Source organism: Pseudomonas endophytica (assembly GCF_001411475.1).
GTDB classification, from domain to species: domain Bacteria; phylum Pseudomonadota; class Gammaproteobacteria; order Pseudomonadales; family Pseudomonadaceae; genus Aquipseudomonas; species Aquipseudomonas endophytica.
In genome coordinates, this window is record NZ_LLWH01000001.1 from 82,700 (window position 1) to 101,863 (window position 19,164).

17 protein-coding genes are annotated in these 19,164 nt (G+C 53.9%); 9 read left to right on the top strand and 8 right to left on the bottom strand.

Annotation, left to right across the window (positions count from 1 at the left end; all coding sequences use genetic code 11):
• Positions 1-17 precede the first annotated feature (17 nt).
• The 4 genes from pcaF to pcaR all read right to left on the bottom strand — a co-directional run bounded on the left by pcaF (position 18) and on the right by pcaR (position 3,927).
• Positions 18-1,223: a 3-oxoadipyl-CoA thiolase gene (gene pcaF / locus AQS70_RS00370; protein ID WP_187331752.1), complete on the bottom strand. Its 1,206-nt coding sequence runs from the start codon at positions 1,221-1,223 to the stop codon at positions 18-20.
• Positions 1,220-2,002 (bottom strand): CoA-transferase subunit beta, encoded by a 783-nt coding sequence (locus tag AQS70_RS00375; protein WP_187331753.1) that lies wholly within the window; start codon positions 2,000-2,002, stop codon positions 1,220-1,222. Before AQS70_RS00375 ends, pcaF begins: the two co-directional genes overlap by 4 nt.
• Positions 1,999-2,856 carry a CoA transferase subunit A gene (locus tag AQS70_RS00380; protein ID WP_055100968.1) on the bottom strand — a complete coding sequence of 286 codons (858 nt, stop codon included), beginning with the start codon at positions 2,854-2,856 and terminating at the stop codon, positions 1,999-2,001. Before AQS70_RS00380 ends, AQS70_RS00375 begins: the two co-directional genes overlap by 4 nt.
• Positions 2,857-3,084: 228 nt before the next feature.
• Positions 3,085-3,927, bottom strand: coding sequence for a pca regulon transcriptional regulator PcaR (gene pcaR, locus AQS70_RS00385; RefSeq protein ID WP_055100969.1), 843 nt, complete (start codon positions 3,925-3,927; stop codon positions 3,085-3,087).
• Positions 3,928-4,719: 792 nt separating this feature from the next.
• Here pcaR and AQS70_RS00390 point away from each other — a divergent pair.
• On the top strand, positions 4,720-4,920 hold the full coding sequence (locus tag AQS70_RS00390) for a hypothetical protein (protein ID WP_055100970.1): 201 nt from the start codon (positions 4,720-4,722) through the stop codon (positions 4,918-4,920).
• A 342-nt stretch (positions 4,921-5,262) separates the two neighbouring features.
• Entirely contained in the window at positions 5,263-6,735 is a 1,473-nt protein-coding gene (locus AQS70_RS00395; RefSeq protein ID WP_055100971.1) for an inorganic phosphate transporter, read from the top strand.
• 203 nt (positions 6,736-6,938) lie between these two features.
• Here AQS70_RS00395 and ccoM read toward each other — a convergent pair whose 3' ends face one another.
• The 3 genes from ccoM to AQS70_RS00405 all read right to left on the bottom strand — a co-directional run bounded on the left by ccoM (position 6,939) and on the right by AQS70_RS00405 (position 7,755).
• Complete coding sequence (gene ccoM, locus AQS70_RS24155) at positions 6,939-7,052, bottom strand: cytochrome c oxidase subunit CcoM (protein ID WP_055100972.1); 114 nt, start codon at positions 7,050-7,052, stop codon at positions 6,939-6,941.
• Between the two features lie 145 nt (positions 7,053-7,197).
• Positions 7,198-7,359 (bottom strand): hypothetical protein, encoded by a 162-nt coding sequence (locus tag AQS70_RS23810; RefSeq protein ID WP_164488173.1) that lies wholly within the window; start codon positions 7,357-7,359, stop codon positions 7,198-7,200.
• A gap of 87 nt (positions 7,360-7,446) precedes the next feature.
• Complete coding sequence (locus AQS70_RS00405) at positions 7,447-7,755, bottom strand: hypothetical protein (protein ID WP_055100973.1); 309 nt, start codon at positions 7,753-7,755, stop codon at positions 7,447-7,449.
• A gap of 153 nt (positions 7,756-7,908) precedes the next feature.
• Here AQS70_RS00405 and rapA point away from each other — a divergent pair, with 153 nt between their 5' ends.
• A complete protein-coding gene (gene rapA / locus AQS70_RS00410; protein WP_055100974.1) occupies positions 7,909-10,755 on the top strand; it encodes an RNA polymerase-associated protein RapA in 2,847 nt (948 codons plus the stop codon).
• A 342-nt stretch (positions 10,756-11,097) separates the two neighbouring features.
• On the top strand, positions 11,098-13,311 hold the full coding sequence (locus AQS70_RS00415; protein WP_055100975.1) for a putative bifunctional diguanylate cyclase/phosphodiesterase: 2,214 nt from the start codon (positions 11,098-11,100) through the stop codon (positions 13,309-13,311).
• 143 nt (positions 13,312-13,454) lie between these two features.
• Here AQS70_RS00415 and AQS70_RS00420 read toward each other — a convergent pair whose 3' ends face one another.
• On the bottom strand, positions 13,455-13,760 hold the full coding sequence (locus AQS70_RS00420) for a DUF2288 domain-containing protein (protein ID WP_055100976.1): 306 nt from the start codon (positions 13,758-13,760) through the stop codon (positions 13,455-13,457).
• Between the two features lie 357 nt (positions 13,761-14,117).
• On the opposite strand from AQS70_RS00420, the gene AQS70_RS00425 reads away from it, so the two are divergent.
• The 5 genes from AQS70_RS00425 (at position 14,118) to AQS70_RS00445 (ending at position 19,147) form a co-directional block, all read left to right on the top strand.
• The gene (locus AQS70_RS00425; protein ID WP_277620571.1) at positions 14,118-15,257 is read left to right on the top strand and encodes a branched-chain amino acid ABC transporter substrate-binding protein; all 1,140 of its coding nucleotides are present in this window, start codon (positions 14,118-14,120) and stop codon (positions 15,255-15,257) included.
• 247 nt (positions 15,258-15,504) lie between these two features.
• The gene (gene livH, locus AQS70_RS00430; protein ID WP_055100978.1) at positions 15,505-16,428 is read left to right on the top strand and encodes a high-affinity branched-chain amino acid ABC transporter permease LivH; all 924 of its coding nucleotides are present in this window, start codon (positions 15,505-15,507) and stop codon (positions 16,426-16,428) included.
• Positions 16,425-17,681 (top strand): high-affinity branched-chain amino acid ABC transporter permease LivM, encoded by a 1,257-nt coding sequence (locus AQS70_RS00435; protein ID WP_055100979.1) that lies wholly within the window; start codon positions 16,425-16,427, stop codon positions 17,679-17,681. Before livH ends, AQS70_RS00435 begins: the two co-directional genes overlap by 4 nt.
• The gene (livG, locus tag AQS70_RS00440; RefSeq protein WP_055100980.1) at positions 17,678-18,445 is read left to right on the top strand and encodes a high-affinity branched-chain amino acid ABC transporter ATP-binding protein LivG; all 768 of its coding nucleotides are present in this window, start codon (positions 17,678-17,680) and stop codon (positions 18,443-18,445) included. The genes AQS70_RS00435 and livG overlap by 4 nt, the downstream gene beginning before the upstream one ends.
• Positions 18,446-19,147 carry an ABC transporter ATP-binding protein gene (locus AQS70_RS00445; protein WP_055100981.1) on the top strand — a complete coding sequence of 234 codons (702 nt, stop codon included), beginning with the start codon at positions 18,446-18,448 and terminating at the stop codon, positions 19,145-19,147.
• Positions 19,148-19,164: the final 17 nt, after the last annotated feature.

Sequence of the window (19,164 nt, forward strand, 5' to 3'; positions counted from 1 at the left end):
CCGTCTACAACAGGTCTTTAGACCCTTTCGATTGCCAGTGCCAAACCTTGACCAACCCCGACACACATGGTCGCCAAGCCTTTTTTGCCACCGGTTTTTTCCAATTGATGCAGCGCCGTCATCACCAGTCGCGCTCCACTCATGCCCAGCGGATGGCCCAGGGCAATGGCGCCACCATTGGGGTTGACTTGGGGAGCGTCGTCCGCCAGACCAAGCTCTCGTAGCACCGCCAAACCTTGGCTGGCAAAGGCTTCGTTCAACTCGATCACATCAAAGTCGCTAACGGACACCCCCAGACGCTCAACCAGTTTGCGCACCGCAGGCACCGGACCGATCCCCATCACTCGGGGCGCTACTGCGGCACTGGCCATGCCCAAAACGCGAGCCCGAGCCGTCAAACCGTGGCGTTTTACCGCTTCAGCAGACGCCAAGATCAGTGCCGCAGCACCGTCGTTCACCCCAGAAGCATTACCGGCGGTGACGGTTTTATCCGGCCCATTGACCGGTTTTAGCTTGCTCAGGGTTTGAAGGTTGGTGTCGGCACGTGGATGTTCATCGTGCTCAACGAGCGTTTCGCCTTTTTTATGGACGATACGCACCGGCACAATCTCCTCGGCAAAATAGCCCGCCGCCTGAGCCGCCGCCGTGCGCTGCTGGCTGCGCAAAGCAAAGGCATCTTGGTCAGCACGAGAAACCTGATAATCATCGGCCACGTTGTCAGCCGTTTGCGGCATCGCGTCGACCCCGTATTGAGCCTTCATCAATGGGTTGATAAAGCGCCAGCCAATGGTGGTGTCTTCCAGCTTCATGTTGCGCGAGAACGCCGCATCAGCTTTACCCATCACAAACGGCGCCCGCGACATAGATTCAACGCCACCGGCAATCGCCAGTTCCATTTCGCCACTGGCAATGGCCCGGAACGCAGTACCAATCGCGTCCATGCCCGAAGCACACAAGCGATTGAGCGTCACACCGGGAATGGTGTCCGGCAACCCGGCCAGCAACGCCGCCATACGGGCCACATTGCGGTTGTCTTCACCCGCCTGATTGGCGCAGCCCAAGAATACTTCGTCGACCTCGTCCCACTTAACATTAGGGTTGCGCTCCATCAGCGCCTTGATCGGCGTGGCCGCCAGATCATCAGCACGAACGGCCGCTAGACCACCGCCAAAACGGCCAATGGGGGTACGAATTGCGTCACAAATAAAGACTTCACGCATCACGCTTCTCCTGGCGCTTGGCCGTGCGCCAAGGCCGTGCGCGCTTCCAGATCGCGTAAGGCGCTCAATTCAAGGTCGGTTGGCTCGGCCGTTTGCTCGACCTCGTCGGCAAAACGAATGGCCCAGCCAGTCGCGGCAACCACTTGTTCACGTGTCACACCCGGATGCAGAGCGGTGACGACAAATTCGTTGGTCTGCGCTTCAGGCTCCATGATGCACAGATCAGTGATGATGCCCACCGGCCCAGCGCCCGGCAGCCCCAAACGCTTGCGCGAGTCGCCACCTTCGCCATGGCCCACCGAGGTGATGAAGTCCAGTTTGTCGACAAACGAGCGAGCTGATTGCTTGAGGATAATCAACACGCTTTTGGCGGAGCCTGCAATTTCAGGTGCTCCACCGGCACCCGGCAGACGAACCTTGGGGTGATGATAGTCACCGACCACAGTGGTGTTGATATTGCCGAAGCGGTCCACCTGCGCAGCCCCTAAGAAGCCAACGTCGACACGCCCACCTTGCAGCCAGTAACGGAAAATTTCACTGGTAGCCACGACCGTATCAGCCGTTTCGGCCAGTTCACCATCACCAATCGACAGCGGTAGCACGTGAGGTTTGGCGCCAATCGGCCCAGATTCGTAAATCAGCACGACATCAGGTGACGATGTCAGGCGCGCCAAGTTCGCGGCTTTCGACGGCAGACCAATGCCTACAAAACAGACCGAACCGTTTTTAAGACGACGGGCGGCTGCGACTGTCATCATTTCGTTGGTGGAGTAAGCCATTATTTTGCCTCCGAAGCGCGGGCCAGCTTGGCCTGGAACTCGCTAAAATTTGCGGTGCCGTGGATGTAGTCATTGATCCAGGCCGTGAAAGTTTCGCGGTCGCGGGCAATGGGGTCCCATGCCTGATAGAAACGGTTATCACGCTCGGTATAACCATGGGCATAGGAGGGATGCGCCCCTCCCGGCACGTGACACACCGCACTCAACGCCCAAGTTGGCAGAACGCAGGCATTCATGGGGGCTTGCAGGTCATCAACAATTTCTTCAACCGTGACGATGCAACGCTTGGCGGCCAAAGCAGCCTCTTTTTGCACGCCCAAAATCCCCCACAACAGCACATTCCCTTTGCGGTCAGCCTTTTGCGCATGGATGACAGTCACATCGGGACGCACCGACGGCACAGCCGCCAACACTTCGCCTGTAAATGGGCAGGTGACGGTTTTGATCAATGGGTTGACCTTAGGCAGGTCGGAGCCTGCGTAAGCACGCAATACCGCGAACGGTAGGCCCGAGGCTCCCGCTACATAAGCATTAGCCAAGTCAGCGTGACTGTGCTCTTCGATTTCCAGCGGCTGCGGCCACTGCTTTTCCACGGCATCACGCAAACGATGCAGCGACCCAACACCCGGGTTACCGCCCCAAGAGAAGATCAACTTTCGTGCACACCCGGCGCCAATCAACTGGTCATAAATCAAGTCAGGCGTCATGCGAACTAAGGTCAGCTCTTTCTTACCCTGACGAATGATTTCATGACCTGCTGCGGTCGGAATCAAGTGCGTGAAACCTTCGAGGGCGACCGTATCGCCGTCATTCACGTACTGCTTCACGGCCTCGTGTAACGAAATGATTTCTGCCATGAGGGGTAGCTCCCGTTTCTTGTATGCCACTGAATAAAAAACGATGGGCCAAGGCCGCACCGGACTGTCAGCAGGTTAAGCCGCCGCCCTGCACTCAAACAATCCGATAATCGACGATGTGTTCGGTAATCGAACACTTAGTTAGGCTGCTAGGTATTATTTCGTCAGCGCTTAAAGATCGCGAAATAATCACGCGCCTACCGCAATCGCAGGCGCTAGAAGGTTCTTTCAGGTGAACAGTTGTGCGCTCAGCTCGCGGCTAGAACTGAGCATAATCGGTAGGAAACGTTGCTCAAGCTCTGTGCGAGTCACTCGCCCCGCATGGGTGCTCACATTCAAAGCAGCCAACACTTGGCCGGAAGCGTCGTACACCGGCACCGCGATCGAACGCAGACCTTGCTCCAGCTCTTGATCGACAACGCACCAGCCCTGCTCACGGACTTTCTGTAAGCATTCAAGCAAAGCCTCTTGAGTTCTAAGTGTGCGACTGGTTTTGGCCTGAAACTCAGCATGGGCCAAGTACTCATGCAGGCTGACATCGTCTAGCGCCGCTAACAAAATGCGCCCCATAGACGTGCAATACGCAGGCAAGCGACCGCCAACCGACAGGTCTACCGAAATCAGACGCTGAGTGGTGGCCGAACGGGCGATATAAAGAATGTCATCGCCTTCTAGGGTCGCCATATTGCACGCTTCGTGCAATTGCTCGCTCATGCGGTCCAGATAAGGCTGGGCCGACACCGCCAACGGCGTCGACGATAAATAGGCATGCCCAAGTGTCAGTACTTTGGGCAGCAGCGAATAGGTGCGGCCATCGGTGGTGGCATAGCCCAATTTGATCAACGTGTACAAACAGCGACGCACAGCAGCGCGAGGGATTTCAGTTCGATGGCTGATCTGGGCAATGGTCAAGTGCCGTTTACGCTCTTGAAACGCTTGCACTACCGCCAGCCCTCGCGCCAGTGAAGCCATGAAGTCAGGGTCACCGGTGAAGGCCTGAATACGTTTGGCAGGCGATGCCACAATCGGTGGCGCGAGGCCCGTTACTGCATTGCGCAATTGCTCACTCATTGCCCATCCCCGTGATGTAGTTTTTATTGTTCTTGCAGATCGCCCCAGTAACAACACAGGCAGGGCGCGCACTTTACTGGCCGATTATCGAACCGACGGCCGATTATCGCAATCTCCTGTGTCAACCCAAGGTATGAACGGCGCATCAGCCTGCCGTACGTTCCTGTAGGTTAAATATTGTTCGGCTGTCGTACTTAGCAACTGCGTACAACACCTGCGTATGATTTTCATTAGGCCTTTTACCTCACGTGCACCCGCAAACATCCACCTATCATTGATAGAAATGCACCTGTCTTATATGTGCAGTGAATTAAGCCGACGTCAGCACTCATTAACTTGGCCATGTACTTATCTGATGCCAGTAGTAATAGATCTAAAAAATGACTCAACCTGTTAATTCGCTGAATTTGCAACAAACAGTGCACTTCGAAGTTGACGTGCCCGAAGCGCTTCGGCGATAGTAGACGCCTTACTCAAGCCTTTATGGCCCGCAAGTAACTGAATGCACGAAGTCGAGCATTCCCGCCTTTTGGATCCAACCCACTCGTTGAACTCAACAGGCCGCGAGGCTTAATTTCCTAGTGCAAACTGTATTGTCCACCCACGGGTGGTGAACACTTAAGTGCAGACACGCCATCTGTTAATTAATGACGTTGCTGCGTGCAGAGAATGGTTTGTTTACCTTGACGTTGCTTACAGGCATCTGTCTGAAGCTGACTCATCCGTCAAATGGATCACCCTCTGTTGCCAAGTGGTTCACCCAATTTAATCTCTACTTAATTAGGTAGCACTGTGACGAAAGACGAACTGCGCGCAGAACTTGAGCGTCAGGAACAACGTTACAAAGATGTTTATGGCGGCGAAGTCACCACCTATGCCGCTCAGTCAGAGCCGGAACGTAAGCCGTGGCGCAAACGTGCCAGCTTGCTCGATCAGGCTTTTTCTCAAGAAATTCAAAAAATCGAGAAAGAACTCAAAGCCGAAGAGTCATGATTTTCTGACACTAATTTGTGTAAAGGCTGCTCCAGAACCTCATTCCGATGAGTGCTCGAGCTGCTGCTTGCTCAACAAAAGGCATGGGCAACTGCATCACCTCGTCTGATTACAGAAATTTCACACGCTCAAATCAGACTGCTCACCTGACGAATGCTTTGCCCAATTAAACGCTTATAGCCTTGTATATCAGAGGGTTAGAGCAGATTTAAGACGACCCGAAAAAAAGGCATCTCGCCATTTTTTTCGTTTATAGATGTTACCGGCGAGCACCTAGTGCATCGGTTTCTGAGGTTTTCTGGCATAATCCGGCCCCCTTTATGACCGTGTCAGAAAACCTTCATGATCGAACTACTAAGCGGATTGGATGCCTGGGTTCTTATCAGCCTCTTCTTCGCCCTAGCCTTTGTTCTCGCCTTCGAGTTCATTAACGGCTTTCATGACACCGCAAATGCGGTAGCGACTGTCATCTACACCAAAGCCATGCCGCCTCACTTGGCGGTGTTCTTTTCAGGTGTGTTTAACTTTCTTGGCGTACTGCTGGGCGGGGTTGGGGTGGCATACGCCATCGTCCACTTGCTCCCGGTAGAGCTTCTGGTAAATGTGAACACCGGACATGGCTTGGCCATGGTGTTCTCGTTGCTGGCAGCGGCTATCACTTGGAACCTAGGCACCTGGTACTTCGGGATTCCAGCGTCAAGCTCGCACACGCTGATCGGTTCGATTTTAGGTGTGGGCCTAGCCAACGCCTTGATCAATGGTATCCCGGTCAGTGATGGAGTTAACTGGCATAAGGCTATCGAGATTGGTGCCTCGCTGGTGTTCTCTCCCCTCGCGGGCTTTCTGATTGCCGGTCTTATGCTGGTCGGTCTTAAATGGTGGCGTCCGAACTCCAAGATGCACAAAACACCAGAAGAGCGCCGCAAGCTCGATGACAAAAAGCATCCGCCCTTCTGGAACCGTCTGGTTCTGGTGATCTCAGCCATGACGGTAAGCTTCGTTCACGGCTCCAATGACGGCCAGAAAGGTATTGGTCTGATCATGTTGGTGCTGATCGGTATCGTGCCCAGCGCCTTCGTTCTGGACTTGAACAGCACCACTTACCAAATTGAAAGAACTCGCGATGCGACGCTGCACCTGAGCCAGTTCTATCAGCGCAATCACCAGAGCCTTAATGAATTTTTGGCGCTGGGCAAAGGTGTTAAAGGCGATCTGCCAAGCAAGTTCAGTTGCAACCCGCAACAAACCGAGCCGACTATTTCAGCCCTGCTCGACTCGCTCAAAGGCGTCACCGACTACCACTCCATGACCTCTGAGCAACGTATCGAGATTCGTCGCTACCTGCTTTGCTTGGATGACACGGCGAAGAAAGTCAGCAAACTGCCAGCGCTAGATGCCAGTGAAAAAGCTGACCTCGAAAAACTGCGCAAAGACCTGACAGCCACCACTGAATACGCCCCATTCTGGGTGATCCTGGCTGTTGCACTGGCTTTGGGCTTGGGCACTATGGTCGGCTGGAGACGCGTGGTTAAAACCATTGGCGAGAAGATTGGCAAGCAGGGCATGACTTATGCCCAAGGTATGGCGGCTCAGATCACCACCACCATTGCCATTGGGCTGGCCAACCTCTTCGCCCTACCGGTATCGACGACTCACATCTTGTCTTCGGGCGTGGCGGGCACCATGGTTGCCAACAAAAGCGGCCTGCAAGGCAACACCATCAAAACCATCCTGATGGCTTGGGTGCTGACATTGCCTGCTACCGTAGGACTGTCCGCTGCTCTGTTCTGGCTGGCCTCTATCATCCTCAACTGATAGAGCGCTGTCTGGCCCTGAAACAGGTTCACACCTGCATCGGGGCCAGACACTGGCCTTGCCCCTCCTTTTTCAGCCTGGATAGCGACTGTCCAGAGCGTCCATCGTCAAAAACCAGCCAATACAAAAAACACAGGCAAAAAAATAGGCGACCTAGGTCGCCCAAAATGCCTTGCGTGCTCGAGTTCCAGAAGAATCCAGCGCTACTTATTGCGCTTGCGCGAATCCTTCCAGATAAAAAAACCTAAACCTACGAAAAACACCAGCATCAGACCCACCGTAACCACGCCTGCGACAACCACATTATCGAGAAACATGTCAGCCTCCTGCTGGTGTCTGTTGTTTCGTTGAGGCGAGATTAACCAGATAGGCAGACGAACGAGTTGACCGGGATCAATAAAGATCGCGGTCAGATGGGGCGTGGAAGGTTAAGTTGATCCAGAACAGCTAAAAAGCTATCACTCAGCGCTTTTTAGGCTTCTTTTTTGACTTTTTTTTGGCTGCTGCCAATGGCATCGCTTGCTCAAAAGCCTGTCGCACTTCGTTCAGACGTTTTTCTTTAAGGTCATGCACGCGCTTGTCGCGCTCTGCACCTAGGTCAACCAGCTTGCTGTCTTGGCTCATAAAAATCAGGTCACTGTTAAAGGCTAGAAGGGCTTAGGGTTAACCCAATAATGCGTTGAGGCCGAACAACTGGCCAGAAAAAACCAGTCACACCTCGATATCAATCCATAAACCCTGACGGGGAGCGCCATCGACCACGCCATCGCTGACTGGCTGATCTGCCTGAACCTCATCTTGTTCCGGCGGATGGGCCTGCTGCTCGCGCTGCTGTTGGCGCTGCTGTTCTTCACGCAGCAATAAGGCAGCCTGGTCAGCGTCATGGTGTTTCAAATTGATCGTACTGTCACCCGAACTGGCTTGTGTGGGCACCACCGCCGGAATTTCTGGACGCGGACGCACCGGATCTTGTTGCGAAGTCACGGGCACAACACTCAACGGAAGAATCGGCGACAGCATGATGAAGTGCTCCAGTTCTGTTTCGGTTTAAAACCATTCGTCTAAAAGCGCCATCGGCTCTTTTCGGCCTAGCAGCTTTTTATGAGAGTCCTTTGGCCTAAGGACGCTGCTGCGTTAATATACTCGGCTTTTTCAAAGCGGGAGTCAGGCAGCATGGCGCAGCAGTATCAACCGGGGCAACGCTGGATTAGTGACAGCGAAGCTGAGCTAGGCTTAGGCACCGTTCTGGCACAGGACGGTCGCTTGCTGACTGTGCTCTATCCGGCCACTGGCGAAACTCGCCAATATTCGCTGCGCAACGCCCCTCTTACGCGCGTGCGTTTCTCGCCAGGCGACACCATCATCCACTTCGAAGGCTGGAAGATGACTGTTCGCGAAGTCGACGATGCCGACGGTTTAATGGTCTATCACGGTTTCAACGAGCAAAATGAACTCGTTACCCTGCCTGAAACCCAACTGTCGAACTTCATCCAGTTCCGTCTGGCCAGTGATCGTCTGTTTGCCGGGCAAATTGACCCGCTTTCATGGTTCTCTTTGCGCTACCACACCCTTGAACATACTAGCCGCCAGTTGCAATCCTCGCTGTGGGGCTTGGGTGGCGTGCGTGCACAACCTATCGCGCACCAGTTGCACATTGCCCGCGAAGTCGCCGACCGGATCGCGCCACGCGTCTTACTGGCTGACGAAGTAGGCTTGGGTAAAACCATTGAAGCGGGCTTGGTGATTCATCGCCAGTTGCTCAGTGGCCGCGCCAGCCGCGTGCTGATCGTTGTCCCAGAAAACCTGCAACACCAATGGCTGGTAGAGATGCGTCGGCGCTTCAACCTTGAGGTGGCGTTGTTTGACGAAGAGCGCTTCATCGAAAGCGACGCCAGCAACCCGTTTGAAGACTGCCAATTGGCGTTGGTGGCTCTGGAATGGCTGGTCGACGACCCTAAAGCCCAAGATGCATTGTTTGCTGCCGGCTGGGACCTGCTGGTGGTCGACGAAGCTCACCACTTGGTGTGGCATGAAGATCAAGTCAGCCCTGAATATGATCTGGTTGAACAATTAGCGGGCGTGATCCCAGGCGTTTTGCTGCTCACTGCCACCCCAGAACAACTGGGTCAGGACAGCCACTTCGCACGTTTGCGCCTGCTCGATCCAAACCGCTTCCACGACTTGGCTGCCTTCCGCGCCGAGAGCGAAAACTACCGGCCTGTCGCTCAGGCCGTTCAAGAGCTGCTAGATAAAGGCCGCCTGTCTCCAGAGGCCAATAAGACCATTCACGGTTTCCTTGGGGCCGAGGGTGACTCCCTGCTCGCCGCCGTCAATGGAGGCGATGCTGAGGCCAGCGCACGCCTGGTTCGTGAACTGCTCGACCGTCATGGCACGGGTCGCGTTTTGTTCCGTAACACCCGCGCTGCTATTCAAGGTTTCCCTGAGCGCAAACTTCACGCGTACCCACTGCCGTGCCCAGATGAATACCTCGAGTTGCCCATCGGCGAACACGCAGAACTGTACCCCGAAGTCAGCTTCCAAGCTCAGCCGGACGCCACTGACGAGGAGCGCTGGTGGCGCTTTGACCCGCGTGTTGAGTGGCTCACCGACACCCTAAAAATGCTTAAGCGCACCAAGGTACTGGTGATTTGCGCTCACGCCGAAACCGCTATGGATCTGGAAGACGCCTTACGCGTGCGCTCCGGTATTCCCGCGACAGTCTTCCATGAAGGCATGAACATTCTTGAGCGCGACCGCGCAGCTGCCTACTTCGCAGATGAAGAGTTCGGCGCGCAAGTTCTCATCTGCTCAGAGATTGGCAGTGAGGGTCGCAACTTCCAGTTCGCTCATCACTTGGTGCTGTTCGATCTGCCTTCGCATCCAGACCTACTGGAGCAACGTATCGGTCGTCTGGATCGTATCGGCCAAAAGCACGTGATTGAACTGCATGTGCCGTACTTGGAAACCAGCCCGCAAGAGCGCCTGTTCCAGTGGTACCACGAAGCACTGAACGCGTTCCTCAACACGTGCCCAACCGGTAACGCCTTGCAGCATACGTTCGGCTCTCGCCTGCTGCCACTGCTCGAAGAAACCGACGATGACGTGTGGCAAACGCTGATTAACGAAGCGCGAACCGAGCGCGAACGTCTGGAGCAAGAACTGCATACCGGCCGTGATCGCTTGCTGGAACTTAACTCCGGTGGCGCGGGCGAAGGGGAAGCACTGGTTGAAGCCATTCTCGAGCAGGACGATCAATTCACCCTGCCGATCTACATGGAAACCCTGTTCAACGCTTTCGGCATCGACAGTGAAGACCACTCCGAAAACGCTCTGATTCTGAAGCCGAGCGAGAAGATGCTCGACGCGAGTTTCCCTTTGGGCGACGACGAAGGCGTGACCATTACCTACGACCGTAACCAAGCACTCTCACGCGAAGACATGCAGTTCATCACGTGGGAACACCCCATGGTGCAAGGCGGCATGGATCTAGTGCTCTCCGGTTCAATGGGCAACACTGCCGTGGCACTGATCAAAAACAAGGCCCTTAAGCCTGGGACCGTTCTGCTCGAACTGATTTACGTCAGTGAAGTGGTCGCCCCGCGCGCCTTGCAACTGGGTCGTTACTTGCCGCCTGCTGCGCTGCGTTGCTTGCTTGATGGCAATGGCAACGATCTGTCAGCGCGCGTCGCCTTTGAAACTCTGAATGAGCAGCTAGAAAGCGTGCCACGCGCCAGTGCCAACAAGTTCATCCAAGCTCAGCGCGACAACCTGACACCCAAAATCAATGCCGGTGAAGCCAAAGTAGCTCCGCGTCACGCTGAACGCGTGGCCGAGGCCCAGCGCCGTTTGGCAGCCGATACCGAAGAGGAATTGGCACGCCTGACGGCGCTGCAAGCGGTTAACCCGACCGTACGTGACAGTGAGTTGATTGCCTTGCGCAAACAACGTGAACAAGGCTTGGCCATGCTTGAAAAGGCCGCATTGCGCCTTGAAGCGATTCGCGTGTTAGTCGCAGGTTAACAGCCTTATTAAGCACGGCCAGAGCTGTCGCAGGCTGCGATCTTTGTTTTTAACAATCAAAAGATCGCAGCCTTCGGTATCTACCAAAAGCAGAAGCAGCGCCAGTTGTGGCCGCAGCAACGTAGGTGACACAAAAAAGATCACAAAGATGGGCTATAGCGCGCTTGCTCCTATGCGAACGACCTAGCGTCTCTGCAAAAAAGCTATAAAAAGATCATTATCAATTACAAAGTAATTGGCATCAAATAGCCATTACCCTCTCTTACCTCCACCCCAGCCTCTACACTGAAACCACACTAGCGCCTGTCGCTAGCAGACAAGGACTCAGTGTCGGTGCCTGGAATGGAATGGTTCAAATGGCAGTTTTTCGGTTCGCATGTTGAACACGGCCAACAAACGCTAAACAGCAGCCATAACCTTTACCTCGTGTTTCTTGCCTGGCTGGTCGCCTGTGCAGCGTGTTTAGCGGTGCTGCACATGGTTGAACGCGCCTCTAACGCTGAAAAACCGGCGGCTAAAACGATCTGGCGATGGCTGGGAGCAAGCTGTCTAGCAGGCGGCATCTGGGCCATGCACTTCATCAGCATGTTGGCCTTTGAATCCTCACACGAGATTCGTTACAACCTGGGCATCACCATCGGCTCGCTGCTCATCATCTGGGTCAGCGCTCTTGTAGCAATGTACCTACTCAAACAGCCCGGCTTGTCTCGTGCCCGATTAATGATGGCAGCACTGATTTTTGGTATTGGCATCGCCAGCATGCATTACAGCGGCATGTCTGCCATGCATACCAATAGCCTCCAACACTATGATCCCATCGGGGTCATCCTCTCATTGCTACTCGCGGTAGGCGCAAGCTATTGGGCCTTGCTCATGACCATAGCGCTGCGGTCGACCTACGGCTTGACCCATCAATTTTTTAAATACGCCATCAGCTTCGCCACTGGCACCGCCATTCTGGGTGTTCACTTTATTGGTATGTGGGCCTTGCACACGTATTCGCCGACCGGCGACACCGCTCAAGGGCACATTGAGACCAATCACTGGCAACTCGCGCTCATGGTGGCCATCATCACCCTGCTGCTGATTGGCAGCAGCATCAGCGCGGCCTTGGTCGACAAGAAGCTGCAACAAAAAGAACACGATCTTGCGCGAGTCAACGCGCTGCTCAGCCAACTTGACGAGGCTCGAATGTCTTTGCAGCAGGTGGCGCATTACGATCCGTTGACCAACCTGATTAATCGCCGCGGCTTTAACCAGATATTTGCCGAAAAGCTCGCAGAAAGCTCGGCACAGCATCGCAAACTAGCCGTCCTGTTTCTTGATATAGATCACTTCAAACGCATCAATGACAGCTTGGGCCATGACGCGGGAGATGAGTTGCTTAAGACCATCGCTAGCCAGATCAGTGGTGCAGCCCGCACTCATGCAGATGTGGTCGCACGCTTTGGTGGGGATGAGTTCTGCATATTGATCGACATTAACGACCGCGACGAAGCACAAAGTATGGCCAAGCGCATCATGTACAGCCTCAAAGACCCCATTGAGCTGGCGGGTAGGCGCATGGTCATGACCACCAGTATTGGCATTAGCGTATTCCCAGACGACGGCACAACCAGCAGCGAACTGCTTAAGCACGCCGATCTAGCGCTGTATCAATCCAAGGGTAACGGTCGAAATAGTCTGAATTTTTTCAACTCGAACCTCACCGTCAAAGCCTCACTCGAACTGCAAATTGAGGAAGAACTGCGCCAAGCACTGGATGAAGACATCGGATTGCTGCTGCATTACCAGCCCATCATCGACCTTAAACATGGACGCGTCGTCAAACTCGAAGCCTTGGTGCGCTGGGAGCATCCAGAACACGGCCTTCTGGGCCCAGACCGCTTTATCAACATTGCCGAAGCCAATGGACTTATCACTGAGCTTGATCGTTGGGTGTTGCGCAAAGCCTGTAACGATTTGGCAGCACTTTCGCGCCTAGGTTGGGAGCAACTTGGGATTGCTGTAAATTGCTCAGCACTCAACTTGGTTCGCGAGGCATTGGCAGACGAAATCAAAAGCGCGCTGTTGTCATCCGGGATTGCTCCGCACCGGCTTGAATTGGAGGTCACTGAAAACGCTCTAATGGGCAATATCAGCAAAACCTCACAGTTATTAAGGCAGATTCGGGCACAAGGGGTGTCTTTGTCGATCGACGATTTTGGCACCGGGTATTCATCACTGGCCTATTTAAGGCGTCTGCCGCTCAACACCCTAAAAATTGATCGCTCTTTTATTCAAGATATCCAGACCTCCAGCCAAGATTTGGAGATCGTGCAAGCGATCATTGTCATGGCTCACACCCTACAGTTAGTTGTCGTGACAGAAGGCGTAGAAACCTTGCAACAACTCGAACTGTTAAGTCACTGTGGTTGCGACCTTGTTCAGGGCTACCTCATCAGCCACCCCGTAGCCTTTGATGCATTGCCCGAGCTACTCGAACAACTCCATCACACTCACCGTTTTGGGTCGAACCACTCAGCCCTCCAACACGAAGAGAGCAATCGCTCCTAATCACCTTCTTTAGACTAAAAATGCCACAGCAATAACTGTGGCATTTCTCTACGGCAAGTGGCCATCATCCAGAAACAGTTACTGGCCTACCCACCGCTCGCTAAAAAAACATCGCAATTAACGCACTAGATTGGTGCTAGCAATTATTTTTTTGCCCTGTCTTGGATCATCACCCACGGCGAAACCACTACTGCCCATAGCTCAGGGTTACGTTCAACAACGTCTAGCGCGTGCGCTTCAGTCATCTTTCCAAATACCCCAGAAGCCAACCAAGCCTTGATTTTCTCTGCATCATCCTGAGTCACAGCCATAGCGGCTTCGATCAAGTCCAGTGCGGGGTCAACCCACAACACATCGCCTTTGGCGAAGAACGTTTGCAACACCTTCCATTCAATTGTTGCAGTCTCGCCAAGCAGCTTGGCATAGAGGGTGCTAGGTTCTTGAGTCATGGGAGTCACCAAGTAAGAAAATCGGCACAATGATAGCGTCGCCTACTCGGTAGAAAAACCCAAAGAGAGGTAAGGAAACGAAGAAAGAGTGAAGAGCCAAGGATGAACCTGTTGAGCTAGCAACATTCTGATAAAGATCAACAACATAATTCGCCGCTATTCTGTCTCTTTCTTTCGTTTAGGCGACATTTCCTGCTTTTTCTCCCTGTAGCCCGCTATTCAAGCGCTAAACCGGCGCTCTACACTGTACCGGTACAGTTGCGGGGGGGATTGGTCGGGAGTTTCGTCACGAAAAACCCGGTCCGGCTGCCTTGGCTTCCAGGACTATAAAAATTACAACAGAAGAGTGGAGCACCAATAAAGATGGCTAAGAAGCAGATTACTAAACTGTTTGCCGCGATGGTTTTGGCCGGGGTTGCCAGCCATTCATTTGCTGCAGACACCATCAAGATCGGTATTGCAGGCCCTAAAACCGGCCCCGTCACCCAGTACGGCGACATGCAGTTTACTGGCGCAAAACAAGCGATTGCAGACATCAACGCTAAAGGCGGTGTTGATATAGACGGCAAAAAGTACCAGCTTGAAGCGAAAGAGTACGACGATGCTTGTGATCCAAAACAAGCGGTCGCCGTCGCCAACAAAGTCGTCAATGACGGCGTCAAGTATGTTGTCGGTCACCTGTGCTCCAGCTCCACTCAGCCTCCTTCAGACATCTACGAAGACGAAGGCATCATCATGATCACCCCGGCCGCCACCGCGCCGGAAATCACTGCCCGAGGCTACAAAAATGTCTTCCGCACCATCGGCCTAGACAGCGCTCAAGGTCCAGCAGCGGGGAACTACATTGCCGATCACGTGAAGCCTAAAGTGGTCGCTGTACTGCACGATAAACAGCAATACGGTGAAGGCATCGCCACTGCTGTTAAAGAAACCCTGGAAAAGAAAGGCATCAAAGTTGCGGTCTTTGAAGGCGTAAACGCGGGTGACAAAGACTTTGCGGCCATCATCGCCAAGCTCAAAAAAGATAACGTTGATTTCGTTTACTACGGCGGCTATCACCCTGAACTGGGTCTGATCTTGCGCCAATCTAAAGAAAAAGGCCTGAACGCCAAGTTCATGGGTCCGGAAGGCGTAGGTAACGATTCCATCTCGCAAATCGCTCAGGATGCTTCCGAAGGTCTGCTGGTAACCCTGCCACAAGCCTTCGACCAACAGCCTGAGAACAAGGCGCTGGTAGCGAAGTTCGTCGCAGACAAGAAAGACCCAACAGGCCCGTTTGTATTCCCGGCTTACTCCGCCGTTGAAGTGATCGCCCAGGGCATCGAGCAAGCCAAAAGCGAAGACACCACTAAAGTGGCCAAGGCTATCCATGACGGGACTTTCAAAACCCCAATGGGCGACCTGACCTTTGATGATAAAGGCGACCTTAAAAACTTTAAGTTCGTGGTGTACGAATGGCACTTCGGCAAACCTAAAACAGAAGTAAGCCCTCAATAAGGGTCGGTTCTTGATCTGACAACAAAGCCCACTGCGCGAACGGTGGGCTTTGTATTACGGGCCGTTGGCCCACAGAAATTGGGCCGCGCTTTCGTGATCCGAAAGTCTCCCCACCTGAAAATCTTTAAAACCGTCACCAGCGGTTCGCTGGCAGAAGACCTGTTTTCAAGCGGCTGTAAAACCGTGCGATACAGGCCGGAAAATGACTCCACCAGTGAAATGCGTCTCAGGTTTTTAGGAGCTTGTAATGCCTGACATCTATCACTTCTTCCAAATGCTGGTTAACGGTCTCAACGTTGGCAGCACCTATGCCCTGATCGCCATCGGCTACACGATGGTTTACGGCATTATTGGAATGATCAACTTCGCCCACGGCGAGGTGTACATGATTGGTTCCTACATCGCGTTTATCGCGATTGCCGGTCTCACCATGATGGGCTTGGACAGCGTGCCGTTATTGCTGACCGGGGCATTCATCGCCAGCATCGTAGTGACCAGTTCTTACGGCTACAGCATTGAACGGGTGGCTTACCGTCCTCTGCGTGGCAGCAATCGTTTAATCCCGTTGATCTCTGCCATTGGTATGTCGATTTTCCTGCAAAACATGGTGCTGCTGTCTCAAGACTCAAAAGACAAATCCATTCCTAACCTGATCCCCGGCGGCTTCACATTCGGCCCAGGCGGTGCGAGTGAAGTTGTCATCTCCTACATGCAAATCGTGGTCTTCGTTGTAACGCTCGTGGCCATGCTCGGTCTGACCCTGTTCATCTCCCGCTCACGCCTAGGCCGCGCCTGCCGCGCCTGTGCTGAAGATATGAAAATGGCCAACTTGCTTGGCATCAACACCAACAACGTCATTGCTCTAACCTTCGTTATCGGTGCCGCATTGGCAGCCGTTGCGGCCGTTTTGATCAGCGTGCAATACGGTGTTATCAACCCCGGCTCCGGATTTCTTGTAGGGCTTAAAGCGTTTACTGCCGCAGTATTGGGCGGGATTGGCAGCATCCCAGGTGCGATGCTAGGCGGCCTAGTACTCGGTGTGGCTGAAGCCTTTGGTGCTGATATTTTCGGCGACCAGTACAAAGACGTAGTGGCATTTAGTCTACTTGTGTTGGTACTGCTGTTCCGTCCGACCGGTATTCTGGGACGTCCGGAGATTGAAAAAGTATGACTAGGAATCTTAAATCGGCGCTCTTCAGCGCTCTGTTGGTCTGGGCCGTCGCCTACCCGGTACTTGGCTTAAAACTGACTATCGTTGGGATCAACATTGAAGTACATAACACCAGCACCTTCACCCTGAGCGTGATTGCGATCTGCTCATTGCTGATGTTTATTCGCGTGCTGTTCCATCATCAACTCAGCGCAGCCTGGAAAGCTTCGCCAAACCTGCCGAAAGTGCCGGCCAAGGCCAGTAACTTCCTAACGCTACCGCGTACCCAACGCTGGATCATTTTGGGGCTGGTCGTTGTTGCACTGATCTGGCCATTCTATGGCTCCCGGGGGGCGGTGGACATCGCCACACTGATCCTGATCTACGTGATGCTCGGCCTTGGGCTAAACATCGTAGTCGGTCTGGCTGGCCTTCTGGATCTCGGTTATGTGGGGTTCTACGCTGTCGGTGCATATACCTACGCACTGCTCGCCCATTACTTCGGCCTGAGCTTCTGGGTGTGTCTGCCACTGGCAGGGTTGATGGCCGCAACGTTTGGTTTTCTACTGGGGTTCCCGGTACTGCGCTTACGCGGCGACTACTTGGCCATCGTGACGCTGGGCTTTGGTGAAATCATCCGTCTGTTCCTGCGTAACCTGACGGACATCACTGGTGGGCCAAACGGCATCAGTAACATCCCAAAACCTACCCTCTTTGGTCTGAGCTTTGACAGAACCGCCGCAGAGGGCATGCAGACCTTCCACGAATACTTCGGCATCGCCTACAACTCGATCAACAAGGTTATCTTCCTGTACCTGATCGCCTTGGTCTTGGTACTGATCGTATTGTTCGTGATCAACCGCTTGCTGCGCATGCCGATTGGCCGCGCATGGGAAGCACTGCGCGAAGACGAAATTGCCTGCCGGGCACTGGGCTTGAATCCGACCGTGATCAAACTGTCTGCGTTCACCTTGGGCGCGACCTTTGCCGGTTTCGCGGGTAGCTTTTTTGCCGCTCGACAAGGTCTGGTCACCCCGGAATCGTTTACCTTCCTGGAGTCAGCAATCATCCTGGCCATCGTGGTACTGGGCGGTATGGGCTCGCAACTGGGTGTGATCCTGGCGGCAGTGGTGATGATCTTGCTGCCAGAAATGATGCGCGATTTCAGTGAGTACCGGATGCTGCTGTTCGGCGCCCTGATGGTGCTGATGATGATCTGGCGACCACAGGGTCTGCTGCCTATGCAACGTCCTCACTTGGAGCTGCGAAAATGAGCCGCGAGATACTGAACGTTAGCGGCCTGAGCATGCGCTTTGGCGGCTTGTTGGCGGTGAACGGCGTAGCCCTGACCGTGCAGGAAAAACAAGTTGTATCCATGATCGGGCCTAACGGCGCCGGTAAAACCACCGTGTTCAACTGCCTCACAGGGTTCTACAAACCGTCTGCGGGCACCATTCTGCTGGACGGCGAGCCGATTCAAGGGCTAACAGGTCATGAAATCGCCCGTAAAGGCGTGGTGCGTACGTTCCAGAACGTTCGCCTGTTCAAGGACATGACGGCCGTTGAGAACCTGTTAATCGCTCAGCATCGCCATCTCAACACCAACTTCCTTGCGGGTTTGTTTAAGACCCCGGCGTTCCGTAAAAGCGAACAAGAGGCCATGGACTTTGCCGCGTACTGGCTGGACAAGGTCAATCTGACCGAGTTTGCCAACCGCCCTGCGGGTACGCTGGCCTATGGGCAGCAACGACGTTTGGAAATCGCTCGCTGCATGATGACGCGCCCGCGTCTTCTCATGCTTGACGAGCCTGCGGCGGGCCTCAACCCTAAAGAAACCGAAGACCTCAAAATGCTGATCAGCGTTTTGCGCAACGAGCACAACGTCACGGTGTTGCTGATTGAACACGACATGAAATTGGTCATGAGCATTTCCGACCATATCGTGGTGATCAATCAGGGCACACCTTTGGCCGATGGGACGCCGGAGCAAATCCGCGATAACCCTGACGTGATCAAAGCCTATCTGGGGGAAGCGTAAATGCTGCAATTTGAAAACGTTTCGACCTTCTACGGCAAGATCCAAGCGCTGCACGGCGTTAACGTCGAAGTACGCCAGGGCGAAATTGTGACGTTGATCGGCGCCAACGGTGCAGGCAAATCGACGCTGATGATGACCCTATGTGGTGCACCACAAGCGCAAAGCGGCAGTATCCGCTACATGGGCGAAGAGCTGGTGGGGTTGAGCTCAGCGCAAATCATGCGCAAAAGCATCGCGGTTGTGCCTGAAGGACGTCGAGTATTTGCTCGTCTAACCGTGGAAGAGAACCTCGCCATGGGCGGTTTCTTCACTGAAAAGCACGATTATCAGGAGCAAATGGACAAGGTGTTACACCTGTTTCCGCGCCTGAAAGAGCGATTCAGCCAACGCGGCGGCACCATGTCGGGTGGCGAACAGCAGATGCTTGCCATTGGTCGAGCGCTGATGAGCAAACCCAAGTTGTTGTTGCTCGATGAGCCTTCCTTGGGGTTGGCACCCATCATCATTCAGCAGATTTTCGACATCATCGAACAGCTGCGTGATGAGGGCGTGACGGTGTTTCTGGTGGAGCAAAACGCCAACCAAGCGCTGAAAATTGCTGACCGCGCCTACGTGTTAGAAAACGGCCGCGTGGTGATGCAGGGCACTGGTGAGCAGTTGCTCAGCGATCCAAAAGTGCGTGACGCGTATCTGGGCGGTTAATTCTGCCTATGACCTAA

What these genes read in the sequence shown, in the direction of transcription:
- AQS70_RS00380 (WP_055100968.1), bottom strand. Translation starts at nt 2,856, where the DNA reads ATGGCAGAAATCATTTCGTTACACGAGGCCGTGAAGCAGTACGTGAAT.
- pcaR (WP_055100969.1), bottom strand. Translation starts at nt 3,927, where the DNA reads ATGAGTGAGCAATTGCGCAATGCAGTAACGGGCCTCGCGCCACCGATT.
- AQS70_RS00395 (WP_055100971.1), top strand. Translation starts at nt 5,263, where the DNA reads ATGATCGAACTACTAAGCGGATTGGATGCCTGGGTTCTTATCAGCCTC.
- ccoM (WP_055100972.1), bottom strand. Translation starts at nt 7,052, where the DNA reads ATGTTTCTCGATAATGTGGTTGTCGCAGGCGTGGTTACGGTGGGTCTG.
- AQS70_RS23810 (WP_164488173.1), bottom strand. Translation starts at nt 7,359, where the DNA reads ATGAGCCAAGACAGCAAGCTGGTTGACCTAGGTGCAGAGCGCGACAAG.
- AQS70_RS00405 (WP_055100973.1), bottom strand. Translation starts at nt 7,755, where the DNA reads ATGCTGTCGCCGATTCTTCCGTTGAGTGTTGTGCCCGTGACTTCGCAA.
- rapA (WP_055100974.1), top strand. Translation starts at nt 7,909, where the DNA reads ATGGCGCAGCAGTATCAACCGGGGCAACGCTGGATTAGTGACAGCGAA.
- AQS70_RS00415 (WP_055100975.1), top strand. Translation starts at nt 11,098, where the DNA reads ATGGAATGGTTCAAATGGCAGTTTTTCGGTTCGCATGTTGAACACGGC.
- AQS70_RS00420 (WP_055100976.1), bottom strand. Translation starts at nt 13,760, where the DNA reads ATGACTCAAGAACCTAGCACCCTCTATGCCAAGCTGCTTGGCGAGACT.
- livH (WP_055100978.1), top strand. Translation starts at nt 15,505, where the DNA reads ATGCCTGACATCTATCACTTCTTCCAAATGCTGGTTAACGGTCTCAAC.
- AQS70_RS00435 (WP_055100979.1), top strand. Translation starts at nt 16,425, where the DNA reads ATGACTAGGAATCTTAAATCGGCGCTCTTCAGCGCTCTGTTGGTCTGG.
- livG (WP_055100980.1), top strand. Translation starts at nt 17,678, where the DNA reads ATGAGCCGCGAGATACTGAACGTTAGCGGCCTGAGCATGCGCTTTGGC.
- AQS70_RS00445 (WP_055100981.1), top strand. Translation starts at nt 18,446, where the DNA reads ATGCTGCAATTTGAAAACGTTTCGACCTTCTACGGCAAGATCCAAGCG.